Source organism: Brevibacterium jeotgali, assembly GCF_900169175.1.
Lineage (GTDB): Bacteria > Actinomycetota > Actinomycetes > Actinomycetales > Brevibacteriaceae > Brevibacterium > Brevibacterium jeotgali.
This window is the reverse complement of the sequence record NZ_FXZM01000007.1, coordinates 30,980-52,422: the sequence shown is the minus strand read 5'-3', so window position 1 is coordinate 52,422 and position 21,443 is coordinate 30,980. Positions and strand designations below refer to the sequence as shown.

The 21,443-nt window shown below is 68.8% G+C and carries 18 protein-coding genes; 9 read left to right on the top strand and 9 right to left on the bottom strand.

The genetic code is table 11. The annotated features are described in order from the left end of the window. The first annotated feature begins 54 nt into the window (after positions 1-54). Positions 55-1,680 carry an AMP-binding protein gene (locus tag BJEO58_RS08240; protein WP_219617094.1) on the top strand — a complete coding sequence of 542 codons (1,626 nt, stop codon included), beginning with the start codon at positions 55-57 and terminating at the stop codon, positions 1,678-1,680. A 229-nt stretch (positions 1,681-1,909) separates the two neighbouring features. Here the strand turns inward: BJEO58_RS08240 and BJEO58_RS08235 are convergent, their stop codons facing one another. Together BJEO58_RS08235 and BJEO58_RS08230 are read right to left on the bottom strand one after the other, a co-directional pair. Continuing rightward, a complete protein-coding gene (locus BJEO58_RS08235) occupies positions 1,910-3,574 on the bottom strand; it encodes an AMP-binding protein (protein ID WP_219617093.1) in 1,665 nt (554 codons plus the stop codon). Between the two features lie 63 nt (positions 3,575-3,637). After that, entirely contained in the window at positions 3,638-4,906 is a 1,269-nt protein-coding gene (locus BJEO58_RS08230; protein WP_180951884.1) for a type 2 periplasmic-binding domain-containing protein, read from the bottom strand. Between the two features lie 380 nt (positions 4,907-5,286). Here BJEO58_RS08230 and BJEO58_RS08225 point away from each other — a divergent pair, with 380 nt between their 5' ends. Further along, positions 5,287-6,558 carry a type 2 periplasmic-binding domain-containing protein gene (locus tag BJEO58_RS08225; RefSeq protein ID WP_180951883.1) on the top strand — a complete coding sequence of 424 codons (1,272 nt, stop codon included), beginning with the start codon at positions 5,287-5,289 and terminating at the stop codon, positions 6,556-6,558. A 102-nt stretch (positions 6,559-6,660) separates the two neighbouring features. Here the strand turns inward: BJEO58_RS08225 and BJEO58_RS08220 are convergent, their stop codons facing one another. The 4 genes from BJEO58_RS08220 to BJEO58_RS08205 form a co-directional block, all read right to left on the bottom strand. Beyond that, on the bottom strand, positions 6,661-7,674 hold the full coding sequence (locus BJEO58_RS08220; protein WP_101589097.1) for an NAD-dependent epimerase/dehydratase family protein: 1,014 nt from the start codon (positions 7,672-7,674) through the stop codon (positions 6,661-6,663). An 8-nt stretch (positions 7,675-7,682) separates the two neighbouring features. Then, positions 7,683-10,583, bottom strand: a complete 2,901-nt coding sequence (locus BJEO58_RS08215) for an alpha/beta fold hydrolase (RefSeq protein WP_246076113.1) — start codon at positions 10,581-10,583, stop codon at positions 7,683-7,685. Between the two features lie 7 nt (positions 10,584-10,590). Next, complete coding sequence (locus BJEO58_RS08210) at positions 10,591-11,625, bottom strand: 3-oxoacyl-ACP synthase III (RefSeq protein ID WP_101588997.1); 1,035 nt, start codon at positions 11,623-11,625, stop codon at positions 10,591-10,593. Between the two features lie 281 nt (positions 11,626-11,906). Next, positions 11,907-12,485 carry a dienelactone hydrolase family protein gene (locus BJEO58_RS08205; protein ID WP_101588996.1) on the bottom strand — a complete coding sequence of 193 codons (579 nt, stop codon included), beginning with the start codon at positions 12,483-12,485 and terminating at the stop codon, positions 11,907-11,909. Positions 12,486-12,541: 56 nt separating this feature from the next. Between BJEO58_RS08205 and BJEO58_RS08200 the strand changes: the two genes are divergently transcribed. After that, entirely contained in the window at positions 12,542-13,303 is a 762-nt protein-coding gene (locus BJEO58_RS08200) for a sulfite exporter TauE/SafE family protein (protein WP_101588995.1), read from the top strand. 21 nt (positions 13,304-13,324) lie between these two features. On the opposite strand, the gene BJEO58_RS08195 is transcribed toward BJEO58_RS08200, so the two are convergent. Continuing rightward, the gene (locus BJEO58_RS08195; RefSeq protein ID WP_101588994.1) at positions 13,325-13,915 is read right to left on the bottom strand and encodes a TM2 domain-containing protein; all 591 of its coding nucleotides are present in this window, start codon (positions 13,913-13,915) and stop codon (positions 13,325-13,327) included. 253 nt (positions 13,916-14,168) lie between these two features. Here BJEO58_RS08195 and BJEO58_RS08190 point away from each other — a divergent pair, with 253 nt between their 5' ends. Beyond that, positions 14,169-15,014 carry an enoyl-CoA hydratase-related protein gene (locus BJEO58_RS08190; protein ID WP_101588993.1) on the top strand — a complete coding sequence of 282 codons (846 nt, stop codon included), beginning with the start codon at positions 14,169-14,171 and terminating at the stop codon, positions 15,012-15,014. A gap of 73 nt (positions 15,015-15,087) precedes the next feature. Here the strand turns inward: BJEO58_RS08190 and BJEO58_RS08185 are convergent, their stop codons facing one another. Further along, the gene (locus BJEO58_RS08185; protein ID WP_101588992.1) at positions 15,088-15,579 is read right to left on the bottom strand and encodes a MarR family winged helix-turn-helix transcriptional regulator; all 492 of its coding nucleotides are present in this window, start codon (positions 15,577-15,579) and stop codon (positions 15,088-15,090) included. A 149-nt stretch (positions 15,580-15,728) separates the two neighbouring features. On the opposite strand from BJEO58_RS08185, the gene BJEO58_RS08180 reads away from it, so the two are divergent. Both BJEO58_RS08180 and BJEO58_RS08170 read left to right on the top strand, forming a co-directional pair. After that, positions 15,729-16,631, top strand: a complete 903-nt coding sequence (locus BJEO58_RS08180) for a polysaccharide deacetylase family protein (protein WP_101588991.1) — start codon at positions 15,729-15,731, stop codon at positions 16,629-16,631. A 72-nt stretch (positions 16,632-16,703) separates the two neighbouring features. After that, positions 16,704-17,660, top strand: a complete 957-nt coding sequence (locus BJEO58_RS08170; RefSeq protein WP_180951882.1) for an MBL fold metallo-hydrolase — start codon at positions 16,704-16,706, stop codon at positions 17,658-17,660. Positions 17,661-17,700: 40 nt separating this feature from the next. Here BJEO58_RS08170 and BJEO58_RS08165 read toward each other — a convergent pair whose 3' ends face one another. Then, positions 17,701-18,663 carry an NUDIX hydrolase gene (locus BJEO58_RS08165; protein WP_246076114.1) on the bottom strand — a complete coding sequence of 321 codons (963 nt, stop codon included), beginning with the start codon at positions 18,661-18,663 and terminating at the stop codon, positions 17,701-17,703. A gap of 236 nt (positions 18,664-18,899) precedes the next feature. On the opposite strand from BJEO58_RS08165, the gene BJEO58_RS08160 reads away from it, so the two are divergent. Genes BJEO58_RS08160 through fabG form a run of 3 tightly spaced genes read left to right on the top strand, consistent with a single transcriptional unit; the run spans position 18,900 to position 21,359 of the window. Next, a complete protein-coding gene (locus BJEO58_RS08160; protein WP_101588989.1) occupies positions 18,900-19,361 on the top strand; it encodes a MaoC family dehydratase in 462 nt (153 codons plus the stop codon). A gap of 28 nt (positions 19,362-19,389) precedes the next feature. After that, positions 19,390-20,580: an acyl-CoA dehydrogenase family protein gene (locus tag BJEO58_RS08155; RefSeq protein ID WP_101588988.1), complete on the top strand. Its 1,191-nt coding sequence runs from the start codon at positions 19,390-19,392 to the stop codon at positions 20,578-20,580. Positions 20,581-20,615: 35 nt separating this feature from the next. Continuing rightward, positions 20,616-21,359: a 3-oxoacyl-ACP reductase FabG gene (fabG, locus tag BJEO58_RS08150; RefSeq protein WP_101588987.1), complete on the top strand. Its 744-nt coding sequence runs from the start codon at positions 20,616-20,618 to the stop codon at positions 21,357-21,359. The last annotated feature ends 84 nt before the right edge of the window (positions 21,360-21,443 follow it).

The following is a 21,443-nucleotide window of genomic DNA, read 5'->3' as shown; positions in this document are numbered from 1 at the left end:
CTAGTCTTGTGGCACAGGCAATACTGAACAATCGTTCAAGGGAGAGCGACCACCATGATGCAGAACCCGCAGCGAGCCGTCAGCACCGCAGTGCCCACTGAGGTGTCCTCCGGAACAGCAGCGACGGCACTCGACGCACTGAGCCCCGAAGAGCAGCTTGGAGCCAGTCGACGACTGCACTGGATGAACATGCTCAGCCTGCACGCGCACAGTCGCACCGATGACGTCGCGCTCACGGGCGCGGAGGGCGCCGTGACCTGGGGGCAGCTCGATGCCCGCGTGAGCGCCGTCGCCGCAGACCTGCAGGAGCGCGGGGTGGTCCCGGGCGACCGCGTCTTCATCCTGAGCCTCAACAGCGTGTCCTATGCGACGGCGCTCCTCGCGATCAACTCCGTGGGCGGGATCGCCGTGCCGCTCAACATCCGATCGGTCGCCGCGGAGATCGACTACCTCGTCACCGACAGCGGTGCGAAGGTGGGCTTCGCGGACCAGATGGGTGCGGGCATCCTCGCGGACGCCCCGGAGGCGGCGAAGATCCCCCTCATCGGCTTCGGCGAGCAGTTCGAGCAGATCGCCTCGTCCGGGAAGGCGCACCGCTTCGTCGATGTCGCAGAGTCGGACACCGCGCTCATCGTCTACACCTCGGGCACGACGTCGGCGCCCAAGGGCGTGATGCTCACGCACCTGAACTTCGCGGCGCAGGCGATCAACACGAACCGCCTCGGGCCGGCCGGGACGGAGCACGAGGTGGCGATGATCGTCGTCCCGCTCTTCCACATCGCAGGGCTGGGCTTCCTCTACCCCGCGTTCTTCAACGGGACGAAGGTCGTCATCGCGCCGCCGCAGGCCCTCATGAAGATGGAGGCACTGGCGGATCTCATCGAATCGGAGCGGGTGACCAAGCTGTTCCTCGTGCCCACGCTGTGGCAGGCGCTGTGCTCCCTGCCGGGCATCCGGGAGCGCAGCCTGCCTCTCGACGCGATCTCGTGGGGCGCGTCCCCGGCCAGCAGGGAGACTCTCCAGCTCATGGCCGACACGTTCCCGGACGCGGTCATCTCCGCAGCGTTCGGCCAGACGGAGATGGCGCCGACCACCTGCGCGCTCACCGGTGAGGACTCGTTCCGGAAGATGGGGTCGGTGGGCAAGCCGATCGGCATGGTCGCCGCACGGGTCATCGATGCGATGGGTGACGATGTGGCGCAGGGGGAGACGGGTGAGATCGTCTACCGCGGCCCCGGCTACATGCAGGGCTACTGGAACAAGCCGGAGGAGACTGTGAAGTCGTCAGCGGGCGGCTGGTTCCACTCCGGTGACCTCGTGCAGGTGGACGACGAGGGCTTCCACTACGTGGTCGACCGCGCGAAGGACATCATCATCTCCGGTGGCGAGAACATCTCCTCCGTTGAGGTCGAACAGGCCGTCGCCGCCCACCCGAAGGTCGCGGACGCGAGCGTCATCGGCGTCCCGGACGCCAAGTGGGTCGAGACCCCGCTGGCGATCGTGGCCGCGGCGGATCCGGCCGATCCGCCCACGCTCGAGGAGATCCAGGCATTCATCTCCGACCGGATCGCGTCGTTCAAGAAGCCCACCCGGCTCGAGATCGTCGAGGAGCTGCCCCGCAATGCCTCGGGCAAGCTGCAGAAGCACCTGCTGCGCAAGGAGTTCGCCCCGGAGGAGTGAGGCACGCGCCCACCCCGCCGCGCCCACTCTCGTCGGGCCCACCCCGCCGGGCCCACTCTCGCGAGGGACGGGCTGAGTGTTCGAAGGACCGTCGAGTACGGCTGTCCCTCGGACACTTAGCCCGTCCCTCGCGATCGTCGGTGCCGGCGGTGTGCACAGCGCGCGGCGTCAGGTGCTCCGTCTGCGTCCTGCCGCCGGGGCCGACGTGCTCGTCGCGCCGGTGTGCTCGTCACACGGATCCCCGCAGGGCCGTCTTGTGGATCTTGCCCATGCCGGTGCGGGGCAGCTGGTCGAGCAGGACGAGGTCCTTCGGATGCTTGTACCGGGCCAGCCGATCATTGAGGAACCCGCGGAGGTCCTCCAGCGTCGGTGTCGCAGCGCCTTCTGCCGGGACGATGCAGGCGACGGGCACCTCGCCCCAGACGTCGTCCGGGCGCCCCACGACTGTCACCTCCGCCACGTCGGGATGCCAGCTGAGAGCGTTCTCGATCTCTGCGCAGTAGATGTTCTCGCCGCCGGAGATGATCATGTCCTTGATGCGGTCGACCACGTAGAGGAAGCCATCCTCGTCGCGACGGACCAGATCACCGGAGTGGAACCATCCGCCGGCGAAGGCCTCGGCAGTGGCGGCCGGATCGTCCCAGTAGCGGTTCATGACGCACGTGCCGCGGTAGACGATCTCGCCCACCTCGTCGACGCCCACATCATTCATGCTCGGGTCGACGATGCGGATCCACGTCTCCGCCGTGGGGCGGCCGACGGAGCCGATCTTCGTGAGCGAGTCCTCGAACGACAGGCTCACTGCGGTCCCGCAGGTCTCGGTCTGTCCGAACACGGCGGTGATCTGTGCCCTCGGCATGCAGGAGGCCATGCGGCGCAGAAGCTTCTCCGTGGCCGGTGCGCCGCCCCACGAGGCGTGGGTGAGGGAGAGGCCGGAGTCGCCTCGGCGCTCGATCTCGTCGCACAGGAGGTGCCACTGCTGAGGGACCATGAATGCGGAGGTGACGTCCTCGTCTCGCATCGTGGTGAGTGTCGTCGCGGCGTCGAACCCGGCGCTGGGGATGACGAGCGACGCCGCTCCGGCCGCCAGAGCGGCGTGGGAGGACATGAACGAGCCCACATGGAAGAGGGGCGGTGCGAGCATGACGGTGCTCGAGTCGTCCGCACCCCAGCGGAGGCCGTTCTGCACTCCCCCGTTGTAGATGTTCAGGTGCGAGAGGACTGCCCCTTTGGGCCGGCCGGTCGTCCCGGACGTGTAGAGGATCGCGTAGTCGTCGTCATCGTGGGGCACGTGGACGTCGTCCACGGCGAGCGCCGTGCCGGCCGCGATCACCGGTGCGAGCCACTCATCGGTGCAGTCGAGCAGGGTGGGGCCGGAAGCGGGGGACTCCGTGGAGGCGGGACCGGTCGGGTCGGTGCGATGTGCCGCCGCGCCTTCAGCCAGGGAGCGGGTCTGCGGCTCTGTGACGAGGACGCGCGGCGTCGAATGCCCGAGGATGAAGGAGACCTCCTCCGCTGTGAGGCGGAAGTTCACCGGAACCGTGATCGCACCGATCGCGGCTGCGGCATGAGTGACAGTGAGGAATTCGGGTCGGTTCGTGAGGAGGAGGGCCACGCGGTCGCCGGGCACCACTCCTCGGTCGCGGAGATCGCGAGCCGTCCTCAGCACCGCATCGCGATGCTCCGCCCATGACGTCGCCACACCCTGGAAGCGCAGTGCCGGGCGGTCGGGGACCTCGTGCGCGTGTCGCAGCAGGCGGGCGACGAGGGATGGTGACCGACTCAGTCGCGATACCCCCGTCGCAGCCGGGTGCGGGGTGCGCGACGCGCCGGGCGGCGCCTGCTCTGCCGAGTCTGCGGTCGGGTGCGGGGCCGGGGTCTGTGCAGTGGGCACCGATCCTCCTCAGGGGTCGTGGACTGTCGGCCGTGGCCTTCTTCGCGGCCACGGCCGGGTGCGTCAGCTGGGGCGGTGGGGGAGGTAGACGTCCTCGAAGACCCGCTGGGCGAAGTCCTCGACGGTGAACGGCTCCTCGTCGAACGTCCGCGCGAACTCGCGGTAGTCACCGCTGGGGGCGTAGCCGAGCTCCTCAGCGATACCCTCCCACTTGTCGAGTGCTGCATTGAAGTCGGCGTTGAGCGCCTCGCCGTCGAGCGCGTCGGTCTCGAGGGTCTGCTGCCGCAACCCGTCGAGGGCGGAGGAGAGGTCCTCCTCCGCGCCGGCGTCCAGCTGCATCACGTCGCCGCCGTGCTCGTCGATGTCCGCGATCGCTTCGCTGTTGTACTTCGCCTTCGCCTCGTGATGTCCGGTGAAGTACACCAGAGCCTGGTCGAAGATCAGCTGCTGCGCGGCCACGGGAAGCGCTTCGATCTGCTGCCCCATGAGGATCGAGGTGGGGTTCCGGGAGAACGAGGACTCCGTGGGGAACGCGACGTAGGGTGCGACCTCGAGGAAGCCCGAGCCGGTCTGGATCTTCAGAGCGCCGAACGTGCAGTCGATCGTGTTGCGCTGCAGCGCCTCGTACGTCTCCACGTACTGCATCGAGACCGGGGTGGCGCCCAGCTCTTCTGCAATCGCGAAGTCTGCGGCGGATGCGACGCGGAGCTGCTTGCCGTCGAGTTCCTCCGAGGATGTCACCGGCTCCGTGCACGCGAGCGCACCGGAGTACTCGAACTCCAGCGGCACGAGCACGTTCGCGCCCTTGTCCCGGTAGTCGTCGAGGATCTCCTCCGTGTTCCACGCGACGTCCTGCGCCGCAGCGGTCGTCACCATCTCGTAGAAGTACGGATCTGCGGGTGCGGTGGGGGCGATGTTGATGAGGGAGGTGATCGCGGGGTACTTGCTGGGAGTGTAGATGGGGATCTCCAGTCCGATGTCTATGCGCCCGTCTGCCACGGCCTCCGTCACCTCGTCGTACGGGGCGATGGGCTGTCCCCAGACCGTGTTGATGGTGATCTTCCCGCCGGAGATCTCCTCGATCGCGTCGGCGAAGTCCTGCTCCCGCAGTCCGGTGTGATCGGTGCCGTTTCTGCTTCCCGCCTGGAAGGTGAGCTCGACGGGGTCCATGTCGGCGAGGGCTTCCTGGAACTCCTGGGGGTCGGAGCCGAATTCGACGGAGTCTCCGCTGCTGTCGTCGGATGAGCTCACACCGCCCGCGCAGCCGCTCACCAGTGCGAGTCCGGCCAGTGAAGCGCCCAGTGCGAAGAAGTGTCGTGTTCGTGCCGCCATCGCCATTCTCCTTTGAATGAGGGGTACTGATTGAACATTCGTTCGATCCTGGTGGACAGTACGCTACCGGGTGCGGAGGCGCTTGTCACGGGTTGCGTCGTCAGGCGGGATGCCGGCTGGTGGGACGGCCGAGGGGCGACCGGTGGGGCGACCTGTGGGGCGGCCGAGGGCGGCCGGCCGGGGGAGTGCCCGGCGATGGCGGCGCCCGCGCGAATTGAACGTTCGTTCTTCGGGTTGATCAGACAAGGGTGTCTGCATTAGTGTTCTGAGTAACGAAATGCTTGCCGAACGATCGGTCAGTGCTTCGGGGGTCGTGCCGTCATCGGCTCAGGAGCCTCGGGTCGAGCCACGACCGCATTCAACGAAGAATGGAGAACTCATTGCAGATCCCTCTCACGCGAACGCTTGCCGTCCTGAGTGTCGTCGCACTGTCCGGTCTCGCCGGCTGTGCCGGCGCCGCGGGAAGTCAGACCGCAGAATCGGAGTCCGGGACCGGAGTCGACTTCGGAGCGTCCCCGGAGCAGTACCAGGAAGCGCTCGCCGACATGGAGCCCGTCACCCTGACCTATCAGCCAGGTGCCCAGTCGGCACAGGGGCACACGGGTGAGGCAGAACAGCAGTTCATCGACCACGTCGCGGAGATGTCCGGCGGCAAGGTCACTCTGGAGCCGGTGTGGGGACAGGCGATCGCGGCATTCGACGAAGTCACCGAAGCTGCTGCGGACGGCCGCATCGACATCGGAGTCGAGATCCCGATCTACACTCCCAGCAAGTACGAGGCGGTCAACGAGCTGATCAACCTCGCGCCGGCCCCTCCCGCAAGTCCGTATGTCACGGAGGTCTCCACGACCGCGGCGATGATGGAGGTCGCGTGGAACACTCCGGAGATCATGGACAACTACGAATCCCTGGGCGTGTCCGTCCTGCGTCCGGTGATGTTCGAGACGTCGAACGCGCTCATGTGCTCCGAACCGGTCACGAGCCTCGATGACTTCTCCGGCAAGCAGATCCGTGTGGGCTCCGCTGCCGACCTCGCGATCGCGGAGGGCATGGGGGCCTCGCCGGTCTCCATGCCGTTCGTGGAGGCGTACGAGGCACTGCAGCGCAACACCATCGACTGCACGCTCGGCGGCCTGCGGATCGGCGCCGAGTACGGATTCCTGGAAGTGGCACCGCACGTGACGCTGCCGAATGACGCAGCGTGGGGTCGGAGTCCGACCGCGGTCGTGGCCGGCCCCGGTTATCGGAATCTGCCGGTGGCGGCGCAGCAGGTCGTCTTCGACGCCTATGCGCAGAGCAATGCGCGGAGTCTGGAAGCGGCGGTGGCGTTCTCCGCAGACGCCATCAACATGGTCGGGGAGAACGGTGGTGAGATCAGCCGACTCGGAGACGATGCGGAAGAGGCTCTGCAGGGGGCCGTCGAGGGTCTGCGTGAGGAGACCATCGGTTCGAGCGCACTGGACGGTGCGGACGCCGCGGAGCGACTCGACGCGTCCTTCGACCGGTGGTTGGCGATCGCTGAGGAAGAGGGCCATACGGACACCGGGGACTACGTCGGGTTCGCAGAGGGCTTCTCGTCCGATCCGGTGGACCTGAGCACGTTCAGTGAGCGGATGTTCGAGGAGATCTACCTGCCTCACCGTCCGAGCTGACCCAGAGCCTCCTCGCGCGGTGCGACCGGGCGGGGAGGGGTGACGAGTGGGAGCCGGGTGCGGCGCGCCGTCGTGGCGATGCCGCACCCGGCTCCGTCGTGCTCAGACTGTGACGCCGCCGTAGTGCGCGGCGAGGCGCTCGAAGCCCTCCTCCATGGACACGCGCGGCGTCCACCGGAGCACGTCACGCGTGCGCCGCTGGTCGAACCAGTGCGCCGTCGACAGCTGCTCCGCGAGGAAGCGGGTGAGCGGCGGCTCCCCGTCGCCCGCGTCCTTCGCGGACTGCGGAAGGCGCGTCCAGATCGCCTCGACCGCAGTGCCCGCTGACAGTCCGACGCCGGTCGGCACGCGCAGTGCGGGTGGCTGCGCCCCGCCCGCCAGGGCCAGCCGGCTGAGCAGCTCGCCGATCATCCGCGGCTGCCCGTTCGTCACGACCAGTGCTTCGCCGTGCACGCGCTCCAGTGCGGGGAGTGCCGCCAGGATCGCGTCGACGGCGTTCTCCACGTACAGCATGTCGACGAGTGCGCCCCCGTCGCCCAGGATCGGCATCCGCCCCGCACGTGCGCGGTCGATGATCCGCTCCGTGAGCTGGGCGTCTCGGGGTCCGAACATGAGGTGCGGGCGCAGTGCGAGCACCCGGAAGTCGTCCGCGTCCGCGTCCAGTGCCAGGAGCTCGCCGGCGGCCTTGGTCCGCGCGTAGTCGCCGCGCGCCCGGGTGGGGCTCGCCGGGCTCGCCCCGTCGCCCATGAGTGCCGAGCCCGCATGCGCGACCGACGGCGAGGAGATGTGCACCCATCGCGTCACTCCCGCCTGCTTCGCCGCGGTGAGCAGCGTGCGCGTTCCCTCGATGTTGATCGCATCGAACTCAGACGGATCGCCGGCCATCGACACCTTCGCGGCCAGATGGATCACCGCGTCGACCGACGGCAGCTCCGCCCCGCCGCTGAGTGCATCGCCGACCGCATCGGCGTCTGTGACGGACCCCTGGACGTCACGGGCCCCGTCGACCCCGGAGGGCCTGCGCTGCAGTGTCGTCACGGTGTGCCCGAGTTCGACGAGCCCTCGGGCGACCGAGGATCCCAGGAGGCCCGAGGCCCCGGTCACCAGCACATGCAGGGGGTTCGTCACGGCGTGCCCGCCTTTCCTCCGGCCAATGCGCGTTCAGCCCAGCGGGCCAGGCGGGTCCGGTCGATCTTCGAATTGTGGCGGATATCGGTGGGGAACGTCTTCGTCACGAGCACCGCCGCGACGTCGGCTCCGGTCCGCTCCGCGACGATGTCCCGCACCAGCGAGCTCAGGGCGAGTGACGCGGGCCCCTCCTTCACCTGCGCGGCGACGTCCGCGGACGGCTCGACGACGATCACGAGCGCCTGCGTGCCGGACGGCCCCACTCCCACGGCCGCTGAGCGGTAGACGTGGGGCAGCGTGTCGACGACGGCCTCGGGCCCGCCGGGTCCCAGAGGTCCCGCGGGAGGGGTGATGAGGTGCTGGACGCGGCCCTCGAGCCACACCCGCCCTGCGGCGTCGATGTGGCCGATATCGTTCGTGCGGTGCCAGAGGAGCCCGTCGAGGGTGTCCCGGGCGGACTCGCGGTCCGTCTTCCACAGCCGGTCGTAGCCCGCCTTGGAATGCGCTGCGTGGACGACGAACTCGCCCAGGATCCCGCGGGCCTCTGCGCCTTCGAGCAGCTCCTCTGACGGCGTGCCCGATGCGTCGATGGGGGCCAGGGCGACCCGCACGCCGTCCACCGGACAGCCGACGCACACACCCTGGGCGCCGCCCGGGCCGCCGTCGCTGTCCGTCAGCGCGTCCGCGACCTCGGCCCGTTCGATGTCCGTGAGCAGCAGACCCTCGGTCATGCCGTAGGGGGAGCGGATCGCAGCGTTCGGGAAGAGCTTCGCCAGCTCGTCCATGAGGGCCAGCGGCACGGGTGCGCCGGCGGACAGGGCGAGCGTGATGCGGGAGAGCGACTCGCGCTGGACGGATGTGAGCTCATCCGCTGTGGCGACGATGTTGTGATATGCGGCCGGCGAGGCGAAGACCATCGTCGCCTCCCCGTCGATGACGGCGTTCGCCAGCGCGTTCGCGGTGAGCGTGCGCGGCTTGGTGACCTCCATGTCAGGAGTGATCGACACGGTCGAGATGCCCGGTCCCAACAGGGCGAACGGCGCGAAGCCGGCGACCAGCGAAGTCCCCGGGCGCACCTGGAAGAAGTCCCTCAGCACGCCCATGAGCGCAGCCATGCGAGCGTGCGTGTACCGCACGCCCTTGGCCGGGCCCGTGGATCCGGAGGTGAAGAGGATGGCGGCGTCCGCGTCCGGGTCCGGCAGCGGCACCCGGTCGGGGGAGACGACCGTCCCCGATGCTGATGCCGGGGTGCCGCTCGCAACGAGTTCCTCGATGCTCGTCTCCACAGCCAGGAGCCGACGCTGGGCGCTGCCCAGCGCGTCGACACTGATGCGGCGCCCGGGCCAGCCGGCGACGCGCGAGAGGGTGAGGCCGGGGACGGCCCCGATGATCCACTGCGGATCCGCGGCCTTCACAGCGCGGGTCATCCCCTTCGGCCCCAGCCCGGCGTCCGCGACGACGGCGACGCCGCCGGCGCGCAGGACCGCGTAGAGCACGATCGTGAGGTCGTTGCCCGGGGGCACGAGCATCGAGACGCGGTCACCGGGCTGCAGGCCGCGGTCGTGGAGCCCCTCCGCGAGCGCGCGGACGCGGTCGTTCACCTCGCGCCATGTGAGCTTCGCGGGCGGATTCTGAGACATGTCGACGCTGGCGAGGTCGTCGGAGGCGGCGTTCTCCTCGAGCGCGGTGAACATGTAGCGCGGCGTGGAGGCCGCGGAGGAGTCCGCAGATCCTGAGCCGGCCGCAGTGGTCGGTGCCGCGTCCGCGGGAGTCGCTGCGGCCTCGGCGGCGGTGGCGTCGACGGTGTCGTCCGACACGGTGCCGCCGGGGAACTGCCGGGCGAGCCAGTCCAGGGCGACTCCGTGGACGTCCTCCTGCTCGCTGAGCATGTGACCGGACTTCTCGAAACGGTGCAGATCAGCCTGCGGCAGGCGCTGCCGCAGGTCGCGCAGGAACCTCTCGATGAACACGGGGTCCTTGGGGCCCCACAGGACGAGGGCCGGCTTGCGGAAGCCGGCGATGTCCTCGCCCAGCTGCACGAGCTCCGAGTACGACGGGTGCGTGTCCGGGTGCGGGATGTCCGCGACGAATCCGCCGATCCCTCCGCGACGTGCGGCGGAGAGGTAGGGGGCGCGGAACCCGGTCCGGGCGGCCGGCGTCAGCGAGTCGCCCGCCAGTGCGAGGGTGGCCCGGAGGAACAGGTCCGTGTGCACCGTGGAGGTGGGCAGCGCGGGGCCTGCGAGCACGGCGGCGAGCGACGCGGGCAGGGGCTTGTCCGCCGCCTGGTGCACGGCCGTGTTCAGCGTGATCGCCGCAGCGACGCGCTCCTGGTTGCGAGCGGCCCACGTGAGCGACATGACCCCGCCCCAGTCGTGGCCGATCGTCACGACCCGGTGGGATGCGCCCTCCGCCAGCAGTGCGGTGACGACGGCGTCGAAGTCGGCGACCCGATCGGCGATCCGGCGGAGGCCCGCGTCCGCCGGGCGCGGTGCGCGGTCGTGGGGGAGGCGCTCGGAGAAGCCCATGTCCAGATGGTCCGGGGCGATGACGCGCCAGCCGCGCTCGAGCGCCTCGGCCGCGAGGTGCCGCCACAGGTAGGACCAGGTGGGGTTGCCGTGCGCGGCGACGATGGTGCCGACGGGGGACGTGCCCGCCTCCTGCAGAGCGGGACCGGTGTCCAGGACGTGGAAGGTGCGGGGACCGTCGAGGGTGTCGACGGTGAGCAGCCGCGACCACGCCGGGTCGAGTCCGTCGAGGGGAGCGCCCACGGCCTCGTGCGGCAGCTGCGCCTCCGCCGCCGGGATCCCCGATCGGGCCGATGAGGGGAGGGCGGGGCGCGGGGTGGGCAGGCTGGGGAGGCCGCTGCGGGCAATGGGGCTGGAGGCGCTCGGATTCACGGAGGGGTCACCACTCGATCTCTGTCAGTGCGGCGTTGAGGCCGCTGCCCACGCCGATCGTGAGGACGCTGTCGCCCTTCTGCAGGGTCTCCGCCTGCCGCGCCAGGGTGATCGGCAGGGCCGCCGGGCCCACATTGCCGAGCGTGGGGTAGCTGACGGGGACGCGGTTCATCGGCAGGTCGAGAGCCTTGACGAGCGCGCTCGTGTGGCTGGAGGACACCTGGTGTGTGACGTAGCTGGTCATGTCATCCCAGTTCCATCCATCCTGCGCGGCCTCCGTCCAGGCGTCCATGACGAGGGCGACGCCGTTGTCCATGAGGGCCTTGGAATCGGTGTACATGCCGTCCCAGCCGCCCACGCACAGGTCGTGGTTCCAGGTGGCCGCACGAGTGACACCACCCTTGATCCGGTGGCCCTCCGGGTGTGCGTCCGCACGTCCCAGGACGGCGCCGACCGCGCCGGAGCCCAGAGTCAGCGAGGCGAACTCCTCGAGGTACTCGGCGCGCGTGATCCCCTCGCGGTGCAGGTGGCGGACGGTGTTCTCCCGCAGGCGGGAGGTCTCCTCTGCCGCGACGACCATCGCATAGTCGGTCTGGCCCGAATCGATGAGTGTGGCCGCCATCGTCATGCCGTTGACGAAGCCCAGGCACGCGTTCGTGATGTCGAAGTTCATGGCGTGGGTGCCCAGACCCAGCTCGTTGTGGACCGACACCGCGACGGACGGCTCCATCGATGCCCGCGACACGGACCCGTTGATCATCAGCCCGATCTGCTCGCGCTCGATGCCCGCCTGCTCCAGGGCGAGACGACCGGCTTCAGCGCTCCCCTTGATGAATCCGTCCGGAGAGTCCCACTGGCGGCGGGATTCGACGCCCGCGACGCGCTGGAACAGTCCGGTGGGCAGCCCCAGCTTCGTGAGCACATCACCGAGTTCCGCATCGAGCTCGTCGGACGTGACCACGACGGGTGCTTCGACCTCTGCGATTCCCAGGAGCGCGACGTTCTGGTGCCGGAAGGTGGTGTTGCCGTTCATCTGGTTCATGCCGTTCAAGAGGTCCGTTCCGTGTCGGGTCTGTGCTGAGCGGCCCGAGAGGTGTGCTTCCGGTGCCGATCGCGACGGTGCTGCGACCAGCGAGGACGCCGGGGCCGAGGGGGCAACGGCGGTGCTTCGGCCGGCGGGGCAGAGGGATGCTGCTGATGCACGGTCGGCTGAAACGAGGTCGTGGCCCGGATACATCTTAGTATCCGAGCGGTCGTGCGCGTGTCAGCGGTCTATCAGGTGTGACTGGACGAACAGCCGGGTCGTGGTCCTCGGCGGCGTCGTCAGCTCTCGTCGAGGTGGGTCAGCAGGCCCAGCACGCGATCCCACATGAGGTCTGCCGATTCCTTCACGTAGTCGGACGTCGTCGGATCCGCGAACAGGTGCGAGGCGCCCGGGTACAGGTAGTGCTCCGTGCGCGCGCCGGCCCGCGCCGCGGAGCGGAGCAGGTGCTCCGGCATGCCCTCGTCGATCCACGGGTCATCGACCGAGTAGTGCATCTGCAGGGCGCAGTCCGGGGGCCACTCGACCGGCTTGGCCTCCCCGCCGGCATGCAGGAGGATCGCGGCCCGCACGCGGGGGTCCTTCTTCCCCAGCCGCTGAGCCATCGCGGAGCCCAGAGAGATCCCTGCCGCCACGACGGGTCCGTCGATGCCGTCGACCGACTCGTTCACGCGGTCGACGAGCGTGCGGAACCCCACCTCGTCGCGGTAGGCGATCCCCTGCTCCGCCGATTCGAAGGTGCGGCCGTCGTAGTAGTCGGGCGTCGTGACGGTGTGGCCGGCGTCGCGCAGCGTCTGGGCCATCGCGTGGACGCCGTCGTCCAGGCCGACTGCGGAGTGGAAGAAGAGGATGTGGCTCATGCCACTATCCGACCACAGGTGGGGTCAGAGGTCCACCGAGGTCTAGTCTCGGAGGTGTGGACATCGGCATCGTAGTGATCGCATTCCTCGCGGTCCTGGTCGGCGCGACGCTGCAGCGGCTGTCCGGCACCGGCGTCGGGCTGGTCGTCGCGCCCTGCCTCGCGCTGGCGATGGGCCCGCATGTGGGGGTCTTCGTCGCGAATTCGACGACGGTGGTGTCCGGATTCCTCATCATGTTCGCGGTGCTGCAGGATGTGGACTGGCGGCGCTGGGGAGTGTTCGTCTCGGTGGGGGTCGCGGGCGCGCTTCCGGGAGCGCTGCTGGTGCGCGAGCTGTCTGCGGGATGGCTCGACGTCATGATCGGCGGCGTCGTCCTCCTCGCGCTGGTCCTCACGTTCTCCGTGCCGCGGGTGCCGCACGTCACCGGTGCGCGCCGGCCGGCCCTCACGGCAGCGACGGGCGCGGCGGGAGGGTTCCTGAACACGGCCTCGGGCGTGGCCGCTCCAGCGATGGTGATGTACTCCCAGTTCACCCGCTGGCCGCAGCGGGACTTCGCGGCGACGATGCAGCCCACCTTCATGATGTTCGGCATCATGTCCGTCCTCATGAAGCTGTTCACCGGCGCGACGTCGGTGGATCAGCTGCCGCATGCGGGGCTGTTCGGTGCGATCGTCCTGGCGGTCATCGCCGGCATCCGCTTGGGCGGACTGCTGGCACGGAGGGTGAGCGCGGACAGGGCGCGGCGGGTCGCGATCGCGCTCGCCGGCGCGGGTGCGCTCAGCGCGCTGGTGCGCGGCGTGCTCACCCTCGTGGGATGAGCCGGTCGGCCGCGCGGTCGGTCAGCCGATCGTCGAGGACCCTGCCGCACCGGCCACCCCGATGAGCGTCGCGAACACCGCCGCGATCAGCGCGAAGAGCAGCAGGTAGACGACCACGACCAGCACGATCTGCGCGATGATGATGCAGACGGTCACCCAGATCGCCATCGTCTTGTTCTGCTCGTAGCCGGCGAGTGGTCGGCCCAGGGAATCCCGCATGCTCCCGGCCAGGATCATGATGAGGTCGATGAGGGCCCAGATGCCGAATCCGCCGCCGGTGAGGAGTTTGACGATGCCCAGGCCGGGCTGGCCCAGGTAGAAGCGGTCGACGCCCCAGCCGCCGAGGAAGAGGGAGAGCAGCCAGGTGGTGACGAACGACTTCAGCGGCGCGGCGAACGGCGTGGGCCCGCCGGGGCCGCCGACTGTCCCGTGCTGGGCGTATGCGGGGCGTCCGTAGCTCGTCTGCGGGACCGAGGCGGGTGCCGGGGCCGAGGCGGGTGCCGGGGCCGGAGGCCGGTGGCCACTGGCCCGTGCCCCGTAGTGGATCGTGCCCTGCGGGCCGGCGCCGCGATCTGCCGTGTACGGACCGGAGCCGAACTGCTGCTGCGTCATGGAGGCTCCCTGGGGTGTGCGGGCGAGTGGGCTGTGCTCCTATCGAACCACAGGCTCGACCGGTGCGGGCAGGCCTGCCGCTGCAGGGCCGCAGCGCGGGCGTGTCCGCGGGGACGGGTAGTGTGATGGACGACTCGATCGTTCGTTCGGTCCGCGGGGAGTGCGACGCCTCTCTGCGCCTCCGTGCGAGGAATGATCGTGCGATCTGCAGCGGCGTCCCCGCGGGGACGCGACCTCGAACTTTGGGAGAGCCATGTCAGACACTGTCGTCCCCACTCCGGACTCCTCCGCCTCGATGCCGCACGGGACCGTGCGGTTGGAGAGGTACGGCTCCGTCGCGCACGTCGTGCTCGACCGGCCCGACTCGCTCAATTCGATCACGCCGGACATGTTCTACGACCTGCTGGATGCGGGTCGCGGACTGGTCGAGGATGACAGCGTGAACGCCGTCGTCATGCGGGGCGAGGGCCGTGCCTTCTGCGCCGGGCTGGACATGGGGCAGTTCAAGCGGATCCTCGAGGGGACCATGGCCGGGGAACCGATCGACATGCCCGGGGCTTCTGCGGCGCTCGCCCAGCAGGCCGTCGAGGTCTGGTCGTTGGTGCCGGTCCCCGTCATCGCCGCGATCCACGGGCCCGCGCTGGGCGGCGGCTTCCAGTTCGCACTGGGAGCGGATATCCGCATCAGCACCCCGGATGCCTCGCTGTCCGCGATGGAGATCGCGTGGGGCCTCATCCCGGACATGATGGGCACGCAGCTGCTGCCCCGGCTCGTCGGGGCCTCGCGTGCCAAGCAGCTGATCTTCACGGCGGAGACGTTCAGCGGCGAGCGGGCGCTCGAGTGGGGCGTCGTCGACGAACTCGCGGATGATTCCGTCGCGCGTGCGCACCAGCTCGCCGCAGAGATCGCGGACAAGTCACGCTCCGCGCTCGTGTGGTCGAAGAAGCTGATCGACATGGCGGGCGTCGAGAGCCTCGACGAGGGGCTCGCGGCGGAGCAGCGGGCGCTGAGCGAGCTGCGCGGCACGGATGAGCAGAAGCTCGCCGTGCAGAAGCGCATGGAGGTCCTCGCGGCGCGGAAGGCCGCGAAGCAGGTGTGATGCCTGTGCCGCGGCCGTGCGGGGGCGATGCGGTCGCGCGGCACGGTTCGGGGCGTCGGCGGGGCGGGACTGCTCAGATGGGGTCGGCGCGTCCGATGCGCGAGGGGACCAGCGCCTCGACGATGGAGGCGACCGAGTCGCCCAGTGCCTGCTTCTGCTCCTCGTCCAGTCCGTCGAAGACGTAGTGCCGCACTGCCTCCACGTGACCGGGGGCGGCCGCGACGACGCGGTCGTACCCGGAATCGGTGAGGACTGCGAGTGTGTAGCGGCCGTCCGCGGGGTCCGGGGTGCGGCGGACCAGCCCCGCCTTCTCCATGCGTGACACGACCCGTGACAGGTGCGAGAGCGTCATGTTCGTGACTGCGGCCAGTTCGCTCATGCGGAGTGTGCGGTCCGGGGCCATGGAGATCTGGGACAGCGAGTGGTATTCGGCGAGGCTGATGCCCGCATCCTGTCGCAGCTGGGCGTCCAGCCGGGAGGGGAGCCACACGGTCATCGTCCACACTGACAGCCATGTCGAGGATTCGTCCGGCTCCAGCCAGCGGGTGTCATCGCGATTCGCCATGGGCTCAGAGTAGCAATTGCTTGACGTGGAAACCTGTAGGAGATGCGGCTCACCTTCTGAGAAGTCGATGACCGCGTGGACTGTCGACACGTACCGTGGGATGCGCCCCCGTGAGGGGCGATGAGTCTGTGACTGTGAGGAGCGGAATCGTGGCGAAGAAGGTATACGCATCATTCGGAGTGGACATCGACGCCGTCGGCGGCTGGCTGGGCTCGTACGGCGGTGAGGATTCGATCAACGACATCCAGCGCGGGATCTACGCCGGAGAGCTGGGTGTCCCCCGGCTTCTGAAGATGTTCCAGCGCGAGGACATCCGGGCGACCTGGTTCACGCCGGGGCACTCGGCGGAGACGTTCCCCGACCAGCTGAAGATGATCGTCGACGCGGGCCATGAGGTCGGCGCTCACGGCTATTCGCACGAGAACCCCAAGGACATGACGGCGCAGCAGGAGCGGGACGTGCTGGAACGCTCCGTCGAGGTGCTCGAGAAGGCCACCGGTGCCGCCCCGCGCGGGTACGTCGCACCATGGTGGGAGATGTCGCCGCGAACGGCGGGCCTGCTGCAGGAGTTCGGCTTCGACTACGACCACTCCCAGTCCCATGCTGATTTCATCCCGTACTACGTGCGCCTCGGCGAGACGTGGACCGCCATCGACTACTCCAAGGACGCGGCGGAGTGGATGAAGCCGCTGGAGTTCGGCGAGTCGATCGACATGGTGGAGATCGCGGCGAACTGGTACGTCGACGATCTCCCGCCGATGATGTTCATCAAGGCCAGCGCGAACTCCCACGGCTTCGTAAACCCCCGCGACATCGAACAGCTGTGGAAGGACCAGTTCGACTGGGTCTACCGCGAGCTGGACTACGGCGTCTTCCCGATCACGATCCACCCGGATGTGGCGGGCCGTCCCCAGGTGCTGCTGATGCTCGAACGGCTCATCGAGTACATCGGTGGTCATGAAGGGGTCGAGTGGGTGACCATGGGCGAGATCGCCGACGACTTCAGAAAGCGCTACCCGTTCCAGGGTGCAGCGCGGCCGCCGATGTACTGAGGGCACGGGGGCCGACGCACGGAGAGCACGGGGAGACGTGCGGAAGACGAGTGGAAGACGAACGGAGGCGACGTGGCGACAGAGACTGGGGCTGGAGACGGCACAGCTGCCGGGGCCGAGGCCGGGGCTGGTGCGGCGACTGAGGCTGGGGCTGAAGCTGGGACCGAGGTCGTGCGGCTGGGGCCGCACACCGTGCAGCTGAGACCGGAGAACGGCGGCAAGTACCCCTATGGGAACCCGCTCGTCGTGCAGGGGACCGAGCGCACGGCGATGCTCGATGCCTGCCTCCATGCGGCGCCGGTCGACGTGGACCTCCTGCTCATCAGCCACTACCACGAGGACCACACGGCCGATGCGGGGCGCTGTGCGGGCGAGGTGTGGGCCCACGAGCGCGATGTGGAGGCCGTGCGCTCAGAGGCCGCTTTCGCGCATGCGATGGCGGTGCCGGAAGCGCAGATGGGAACGATGCGCGACGAGTTCCGCTGGTCGCCCGTCCCGGATGCGCGGGCCTTCGCGGACGGCCACGTCTTCGAGCTCGGCGGCGGGGTGCGGATCACGGCGCTCCATCTCCCCGGCCACACCCCGGGGCACTCCGGATTCTTCATCGAACCGGACGGGGTCGTGTTCCTGGGCGATGTGGACCTCTCCTCCTTCGGGCCGCTGTACAGCGACGCGGAATCGCGCATCGCGGACTTCCGGGAGACGCTCGAGCGCTGCGCACAGATCGATGCGTCGGTCTATGCGGCGGCCCACCACAAGGGCCCGTACTGGGACCGTGAGGAGTACCGTGCGGCACTGCGCGTCTACGCGGGGGTGATCGAGGAGCGCGAGCGGAAGGTCCTGGACCTCGTGCGAGCCGGTGTGACGACGGCCGAGGAGATGGTGGGGCGGGGCGTCGTCTACCGCCCGGGCAGACGGCCGGCGTTCGCAGATCAGGTCGAGGTCAGTACGTGTGCCAAGCATCTGGACGACCTGGTGCAGCGCGGAATCCTCGCGGCGGAGGCGGGCGGCGCGCACACGACCGTGTGAGTGCCCCTCGGCCGTCCGCCGAGCACGGAGGGAGCGGGGCTCAGTGGACCCCGCGGATCACCGGGCGGATCGACTCGATCGTGCGCGATCCGTCGGCGGCATGCGCGAGCACGGCGTCGAGCGACCCCAGCGACTGCAGCTCGGTCAGCAGTGCGAGCGTCGGCCGCATGAGCCGGTAGCGTCCCTCGGTCTCCCCGGTGAGCAGCGCATCGACGCCCAGCCACTCGGAGTTCGTCGCCTCCGTCGTCTGGTGGGTCAGCTCCACCAGTTCCTCGCCCGCGGCCAGGAAGAAGTACGTGTCGAACCGCTTGGTCCTGCCGGGAGGAGTCACGAGGTTCGCCCAGGGGTGCAGCAGCGCAGGGTCGATCCGCTGCCCGGTCTCCTCCTCGACCTCGCGGATGGCGCACGCGAGCAGAGTCCGGACGCCCTGTGTGGCCTGCGTGTCCGAGGCATCCCCGGGGGCGGGCTGCGTGTCCGGTGCGACGAGGCTGTCGCCCAGCCCCACCGTCGATGCATCGGTCTGTCCCCACGCGCGCAGCTGCGACGCGAGGAGCTCTTCGTCCAGCCGCAGGCCGTCGGAGAGCTTCACATCCTCGGGGTCGACGCGTCCGCCGGGGAACACGACGACGCCGGCTGCGAAGTCCATCGTCGTCACGCGGTGCTGGACGAAGACCTCGAGGCCCGCCGACGCGGTCTCGCGCAGCATGATGACGCTCGTCGCCGGCCGTACCGGGACGCTCTGCGAGTAGTCGAGCGGCGCTCCCGTGGAGGAATGCGTGGGTCGGCCCTCGGCGTCGGTGCCGACCCTGCCCGATGCCTCCGCGTGCGTCTTCACGGCTCCGCCGGACGTCCCGTCGGTGTCGTGTCCGTCTCCGTTCGAGGCCGCCTGCGCATCCGCGCGGAGCTTGTCATGGTCCGCAGGGGCGGACAGATCCGCACGATCGTCGCCGTGGACGAGTGCGGCGAGGTTGAAGCCGTTCGTCGGCGCTGACTCGGAACTCATGGGTTCTCCTCCGTTCACGGCCCGCTTCCATGAGGGCCCTGGGGCCGATGCTATCCCCAGCGGGACGGTCGTTCGTTCAGTGTCCACGATCCGTCCGCAGGCAGCGGGGCGCCACCGCTGACAAACCGGTAGCCCAAACGGTACACTGTTGCTGAAACAGTCTTAGGCAATATCGCATTTGTGCCCCAATGGAAAACAATCGAGCGGGTCGTCCGCGCGAGGAAACGGAGTACGCAATGGCGCGAGTCATCAATGGAGCAGCGGAGCTGGAGCAGCTGGTCGGCCAGGAGCTGGGTGCCAGCGAATGGATCCAGATCGACCAGGAGCGGGTCAACCTCTTCGCGGACGCGACGGGCGACCACCAGTGGATCCACATCGACGAGGAGAAGGCCGCGGACGGCCCCTTCGGCGCGACGATCGCCCACGGGTTCCTCACGCTGAGCCTGCTGCCGATGCTGGGTGCGCAGGTCACCGACGTGACCGGCATGAAGATGAAGATCAACTACGGCCTGAACAAGGTGCGCTTCCCCAACCCGGTGACGGTGGGGTCGAAGGTCCGCGACGTGGTGAGCCTCAAGGAGGTCGCGCGGAAGGACTCCGGCATCCAGGTCGTCATGAGCCATGTCCTCGAGATCGAGGGACAGGACCGCCCCGCCGCGATCGTGGAGGCCGTCACGCTGATGGTCGAAGAGGGCTGAGACGGAAGAGCAGGCAGGAAGAACGAGCATGGCAAACACGAACCCGTATCCCGTGACCGATGGCGTCGACGAGGAGACGCTGCAGGAGATCCTCGCGACCGTCCGCGCCTACGTGCGCGAGAAGGTCGTTCCGCGAGAGCTGGAGATCGAGGACACCGACGAGATCCCGCAGGTCGTCCGCGACGAATCGGCGGAGATGGGACTGTTCGGCTGGGCCATCCCGGAGGAGTTCGGCGGTCTGGGGCTCAACGCGCGCCAGGATGCACTCCTGTCCTTCGAGCTGGGATACACGACACCGTCCTACCGCTCCCTGTTCGGCACGAACAACGGGATCGCCGGTCAGGTGCTGGTCAACTACGGCACGGATGAGCAGAAGCAGGAATGGCTGCCGAAGATCGCATCCGGCGAGGCGATCGCCTCCTTCGCCCTCACGGAGGCGGATGCGGGTTCGGACCCGTCGGGGCTGACGACCAAGGCCGTCAAGGACGGTGACGACTACGTCATCAACGGTGCGAAGCGCTTCATCACCAACGCCGCGATGTCCGATGTCCTCATGGTCTTCGCACGTACGGACCCGAACGCCACGGGCTCCAAGGGGATCTCCGTCTTCCTCGTCCCGACGAAGGCCGAAGGCGTCACCGTCGGGCCCAAGGACAAGAAGATGGGACAGGCCGGCGCCTGGACCTCGGAGATCTTCTTCGACGATGTCCGCGTCCCGTCCGCCTCCCTGGTGGGCGGCGAGGAGGAAGTGGGCTTCAGGGCCGCGATGGCCTCGCTCAACAAGGGCCGCCTCCACATCGGCGCGATCTGCGTCGGACAGGCCACCCGGATCCTCGACGACACCATCGAGCACGCGAAGAACGCCCAGCAGGGCGGTCGTCCCATCGCGGACTTCCAGCTGGTGCAGGCCATGCTGGCGGACATGTACGCGGACCTGCAGTCCGCGCGCGCACTCGTGCTCGCCTCCGCTCAGCGCTGGGACGAGGGCACCGACCGCAAGCTCGGACCGTCGTCCTCCAAGCTCGTCGCGTCGGAGATGCTCGGCCGAGTCGCCGACCTGGGTGTCCAGGTCCACGGCGGTATGGGCTACATGCGCGAGACCAGCGTGGAGCGCTTCTACCGCCACGCTCGCCTCTTCCGGATCTACGAGGGCACGTCGGAGATCCAGAAGCTCGTCATCGCCCGGCAGCTTCTCAAGGGCGCGCACAAGCAGAAGTGACGCCACCCCTCACACATCCTCAGAAGGAGACACACATGGCACTTCTCGAAGGCCGCACGGCCGTCATCACCGGAGCCGCCCAGGGACTGGGCCTCGCGATCGCAGAGGCGTTCGTCGCCGAAGGCGCGAACGTCGTCCTGGGCGACCTCAACGAGGAAGCGGTCGTCGAGGCCGCGACGGGCCTCGGGGTCGGCGACCGGGCGATCGGCATGGCCTGCAACGTCGTCGAACTCGAGCAGGTCGACGCGCTCGCCCAGAAGGCCGTCGAGGTCTTCGGCAGCCTCGACATCATGGTCAACAACGCCGGCATCACCCGTGACGCGACGATGCGGAAGATGACGGAGGAGCAGTTCGACCAGGTCATCGCCGTGCACCTGCGGGGCACCTGGAACGGGCTGAAGTCCGCGTCGGGCATCATGCGCGAGCAGGAGCAGGGCGGCTCGATCATCAACGTGTCGTCGATCTCCGGCAAGGTCGGAATGCTCGGACAGACGAACTACTCCGCGGCGAAGGCCGGCATCGTCGGCATGACGAAGGCCGCCGCGAAGGAGGTCGGCTTCAAGAACGTCCGCGTCAACGCGGTCCAGCCGGGCTTCATCAAGACGGCGATGACCGCGGCCATGCGCCAGGACGTCATCGACTCGAAGCTCGCGGAGATCCCGATGGGTCGTGCGGGCGAAGCGTCCGAGGTCGCCTCCGTGGTCGTGTTCCTCGCCTCCGACATGTCCTCGTACATGTCCGGCACCGTCCAGGAGATCGCGGGCGGCCGCCACATCTGATCGGCGCTCCTCCGGGAATCGCTTCGGCGTTCTCCCCGGGGACCGCTGTAGACACCGGCTCTCATCAGGCTGACAATGAAGGAA